This is a genomic window from Rhodococcus sp. AB351, from assembly GCF_049538275.1.
Taxonomy (GTDB): domain Bacteria; phylum Actinomycetota; class Actinomycetes; order Mycobacteriales; family Mycobacteriaceae; genus Rhodococcus.
The window spans coordinates 751185-755891 of sequence record NZ_JBMVFW010000001.1; the positions used below are offsets into that span (position 1 = coordinate 751185).

Genomic DNA, 4707 nt, shown 5'->3' on the forward strand with positions numbered 1-4707 from the left:
GTCACGCGCGTCGCGCGTGCCGGCCACCCGTCTGCTGTCCGGGTGCGTCGGTACGCGCGAGCACGGCGGCGATCGCGGTGGTGAGCGGTACCGACAACGTGAGCGCGATGCCGCCGACGCATGCGCGGACCAGCTCGATCGCCACGGCGTCACTGGTGATCACATCGGTGATCGAGCGCCCGGCCACCGAGAACAGCAGCAGTAGGGGCAGCGCGCCACCCGCGTAGGCGAGGACGAGTGTGTAGACGGTGCTGGCGATGTGGTCGCGGCCCACGCGCATCGCCGCCGAGAAGATCTCCCGGCGCGACGACTCGGGATCGAGGCCGGCGAGTTCGAAGGCCGACGACGCCTGCGTGATGGTGACGTCGTTGAGCACACCGAGCGAGCCGATGATGAATCCCGCCAACAGTAGGCCAGAGATCGACACGTGCCCGATGTACAGCTGCACGTCGGTGTTCTGTTCCTCCGACAGACCGGTCAGGTGCGTCATGCGGATCGCGACGTAGGACAACAGGGCCGCGACGACCATCGACGCGAGCGTGCCGAGCAGCGCCGAACTGGTCCTCAGATTCACGCCGTGCGCCAGATACAGCACCGCGTAGAGGATGAGTGCACCGCCGACCAGTGCGACCGGCACGGCGGGTTTGCCGTCCAGGAGCGCAGGGAGCATGAACACCACCAGCACGCCGAACGCGACGCCCAGGCCGATCAGGGCCCGCAGACCGCGCCAGCGGGCGATCGCGACCACTACGACGGCGAACACCGCGACCACCAGCGCGAGCGGGAAGCCGCGGGCGTAGTCGTAGAAGGAGTACTGGGTGGCGCCCGCCGGATCGGTCTGGCGGACGAGACGGATCTCGTCGCCGGCCTGCAGTTCGGGCTGACCCGGGCCGGGGATCACCTCGAGGAGGGTCCGCGCACCGTCGTCGGGACCGGATTCGATGGCGACGATGCTGCGTTCGCAGTCGAAGGTGTTGCTCGAGGGAGGGGACGGCTCACCGGTGAAGACGCGCCCGAAGGACGGGCTGCCGCACGGTCCGGTGTTCTGTTCGACGACCGTCCCGGCCTCGGTGACGACGGCGCCGCCGCCGGTGGTCTGGAAGGGGGCGGGGATGTCCACGGAACGGCTGCTCGGCCACAGCAGTGCGGTGCCGAAGAGCACCAGGAGACCGATCGCAGCCAGTAGGCCGACGACGATCTTCGCGGCGATGGGTCCGAGGGGGATGGGACTTTCGGCCTGCCCGTGGCCGTGACCGTGTCCGTGGCTGAAATGGCCGTGTCCGTGATTCACCCGGACAGGCTAGCCAAGAGGCGAGAAGGTTTGGGCTGGTGGTGGCGGGGAGCAGGGGGGGGTGTCCCCGCCACCGTCACCTGATCTCGCACAGGGGGGATGGCGATCGATCAGGGAGCCCGGCACAGTGCGTAGTGCTTAGTGCCATAAGACAAATTACTGGTTCCGACCCCGGCTTGGGGAGGGGTTGACATGTGGCGATGGTCACGAACCCGACAAACCGTCCGATCGGGTAGGTAGAGCATGCTCATATCCAGGGACTTTGGTCCCGAAAGCCCCAAGATAACTGTTCGGCAACAATTACCGGTCCGGGGTCGGAGGCTCTGTCCTACTGCTTGTAGGAGGACAGGAAGTTGCCGATCCGCTCGATCGCGACCGCCAGATCGCGTGCCCACGGCAGCGTGACGATGCGCAGATGGTCGTGGTTCGGCCAGTTGAAGCCCGTGCCCTGGGTGACGAGGATGCGCTCCTGCAGCAGCAGATCCTGCACGAGCTTCTCGTCGTCGTGGATGTCGTAGACCTCCGGATCCAGACGCGGGAAGGCGTAGAGCGCTCCGCGCGGCTTCACGCAGCTCACGCCCGGGATGGCGTTGAGCCGCTCCCACGCGACGTCGCGCTGCTCGAGCAGGCGCCCGCCGGGCAGCACGAGGTCCTCGATGCTCTGGTAGCCGCCGAGCGCCACCTGGATGGCGTGCTGGGCCGGCACGTTGGGGCACAACCGGGTCGAGGCGAGCAGATCCACGCCCTCGAGGAAGCCTGCCGCGTGATCCTTCGGGCCGGTGATGACCATCCAGCCCGACCGGTAGCCGGCGACCCGGTACGCCTTCGACAGGCCGTTGTAGGTCAGGCAGAGCAGATCCGGGGCCAGTGAGGCCAGGGAGACGTGCTTGGTGTCGTCGTAGAGGATCTTGTCGTAGATCTCGTCGGCGAGCAGCAGCAGCTGGTGCTTGCGCGCGAGGCGCACGATCCCCTCGAGCACCTCCTGCGAGTACACGGCGCCCGTCGGGTTGTTCGGGTTGATCACCACGATCGCCTTGGTGCGCTCGGTGATCCGGGACTCGATGTCGTCGAGGTCCGGGTTCCAGTCGTTGGTCTCGTCGCACAGGTAGTGCACGGGGGTGCCACCGGCGAGCGAGGTCATCGCCGTCCACAACGGATAGTCGGGTGCCGGGATGAGCACCTCGTCGCCGTCGTCGAGCAGGGCCTGCATGGTGATGGTGATGAGCTCGGAGACGCCGTTGCCCAGGTAGACGTCGTTGATGTCGAACTTGGGGAAGCGCGGTACGAGCTCGTAGCGCGTGACGATCGCGCGACGGGCCGAGGCGATGCCCTTGGACTCCGAGTAGCCCTGCGCGTGGGGCAGCGCCGCGATCATGTCCTGCACGATCGTGTCGGGCGCCTCGAACCCGAACGGCGCGGGGTTGCCGATGTTGAGCTTGAGGATGCGATGCCCCTCGGCCTCGAGCCGCGCGGCGTGGGCATGCACCGGCCCGCGGATCTCGTAGAGCACGTTCCGGAGCTTCGACGACTGCTCGAGCCGACGGCTGATGTGATGGTGAAGTTGGCCTTGCTCCTCGGTAGTCACGGGTTACATGGTGCCACCGTGCTGCAACACGATTTCATCCGCGTTTTGTAGGTCGTGGTAACGACTCGGGAAACAAGACGCGACGAATGTCCGGATCAGTGCGATGATCGAGGTCCATCTAGGCCTCACGTCGGGGTGACGTGGGGGAATGCAAGGAGCAAGTGGTATGGCGCAGGGCACTGTCAAGTGGTTCAACGCGGAAAAGGGCTTCGGCTTCATCGAGCAGGATGGTGGGGGAGCAGACGTTTTCGTCCATTACTCCGAAATCCAGGGTTCGGGCTTCAAGACCCTGGACGAGGGAGCACGAGTCGAGTTCGAGATCGGCCAGGGGCAGAAGGGCCCGCAGGCTCAGGGCGTGCGCACCATCTAGGTCGCACCCTTTCGAGAATTCCGCGTTCGACGGCGTCGCATCTTCGGGTGCGGCACCGTCGTCGTGTGCTCTCCACCACAAACAGTGCGCAAGGTCCTACCGGTCGGTAAGTACTGCTTGTAAGGTGTGTCCGAGTCGTGGGGTAACAGTTTGTTTTCTCCGGTACGGGGGGATTCGTACCGGACGGTTTTTCCTTCCTGGGGGATTGGTGTTTGTGGATTCGGCGACTCCTCGCAGCGCGACGCACGATCGATGGACCGACCCCAAGAAGCGCCTCTGGCTGTACGGACTCGTCATCCCCCTGAGCCCGTTCATCGCCTATTTCCTCGTCGAATACCTGCACCTCGGCGTCTTCTGGGCCACCGGTGCACTGGTCATCGCCGTCGTCTGCCCGCTGGTCGACGCGTTCGCGAGACTGGACACGAGCAATCCACCCGAGAGCATGATGCGGACGCTCGAGAACGATCGGTACTACCGCTACTGCACCTATCTCTATCTCCCGCTGCAATATGCGGGCCTGGCCTTCGGATGCTGGATGTGGGTGTCGCAACCCATGGGCGGCGCCGAACGATTCGCGATGGCCGCCACGCTCGGCATCGTCGGCGGTGTGGGCATCAACGCGGCACACGAACTCGGGCACAAGCGCACCACCATCGAGCGGCGTCTCGCGAAGATCGCCCTCGCCCAGTCGTTCTACGGCCACTTCTACGTCGAACACAATCGTGGACACCACGCGCGCGTCGCGACCCCGGAGGACCCGGCCACCGCCCGCATGGGCGAGAGCTACTGGCGTTTCCTGCCCCGCTCGGTGTTCGGCAGCCTCCGCTCCGCCATCCGCTACGAGAAGGGCCGGCTCGAGCGTCGCGGCATGTCGTTCTGGAACGTGCGGCACAACGACATCCTCAACGCGTGGGCGCTGAGCGTCGTCCTCTATGCCGTGCTCATCGCGGTGTTCGGCTGGTCGATCGCCCCGTGGCTCGTCGTCCAGGCCGTCATGGCGATCATGTTCCTCGAAGGTGCCAACTATCTCGAGCACTACGGGCTGCTGCGCGAGAAGCGCCCGGACGGCAGCTACGAACGGGTGCAGCCCCAGCACAGCTGGAACAGCAACCACGTGTGCTCCAACCTGTTCCTCTACAACCTGCAGCGACACAGCGACCACCACGCCAACCCGCTGCGCCGCTACCAAACCCTGCGCTCGATGCCGCAGGCGCCGCAGCTGCCCGCCGGCTACGCGGTATTGATCATCCTGGCTCTGTTCCCACCCCTGTGGCGGCGGATAATGGACCCGCGACTGCTCGAGCACTACGGACACGATCTGTCGCGAATCAACATGCGGCCTGAGAAACGAACGGCGATTCAGGCACGATACGGTGGTCGGAATTAGGCGTCGTGTCGGGGAGACTGCGCCGTTTCTGTGATGCGCACACCCGTGCGGATCATGCGCGCCCGGGGAGATAA

At 65.5% G+C, this 4707-nt stretch carries 4 protein-coding genes; 2 read left to right on the plus strand and 2 right to left on the minus strand.

From position 1 onward, the window contains the following. Position 1 precedes the first annotated feature (1 nt). Complete coding sequence (locus tag ACPCXD_RS03550) at positions 2-1291, minus strand: YibE/F family protein (RefSeq protein ID WP_016695926.1); 1290 nt, start codon at positions 1289-1291, stop codon at positions 2-4. A gap of 328 nt (positions 1292-1619) precedes the next feature. After that, positions 1620-2876, minus strand: coding sequence for a pyridoxal phosphate-dependent aminotransferase (locus ACPCXD_RS03555; protein WP_229565645.1), 1257 nt, complete (start codon positions 2874-2876; stop codon positions 1620-1622). A gap of 166 nt (positions 2877-3042) precedes the next feature. Between ACPCXD_RS03555 and ACPCXD_RS03560 the strand changes: the two genes are divergently transcribed. Continuing rightward, on the plus strand, positions 3043-3246 hold the full coding sequence (locus tag ACPCXD_RS03560) for a cold-shock protein (protein ID WP_016695928.1): 204 nt from the start codon (positions 3043-3045) through the stop codon (positions 3244-3246). 214 nt (positions 3247-3460) lie between these two features. Next, on the plus strand, positions 3461-4633 hold the full coding sequence (locus ACPCXD_RS03565) for an alkane 1-monooxygenase (RefSeq protein ID WP_423658855.1): 1173 nt from the start codon (positions 3461-3463) through the stop codon (positions 4631-4633). The last annotated feature ends 74 nt before the right edge of the window (positions 4634-4707 follow it).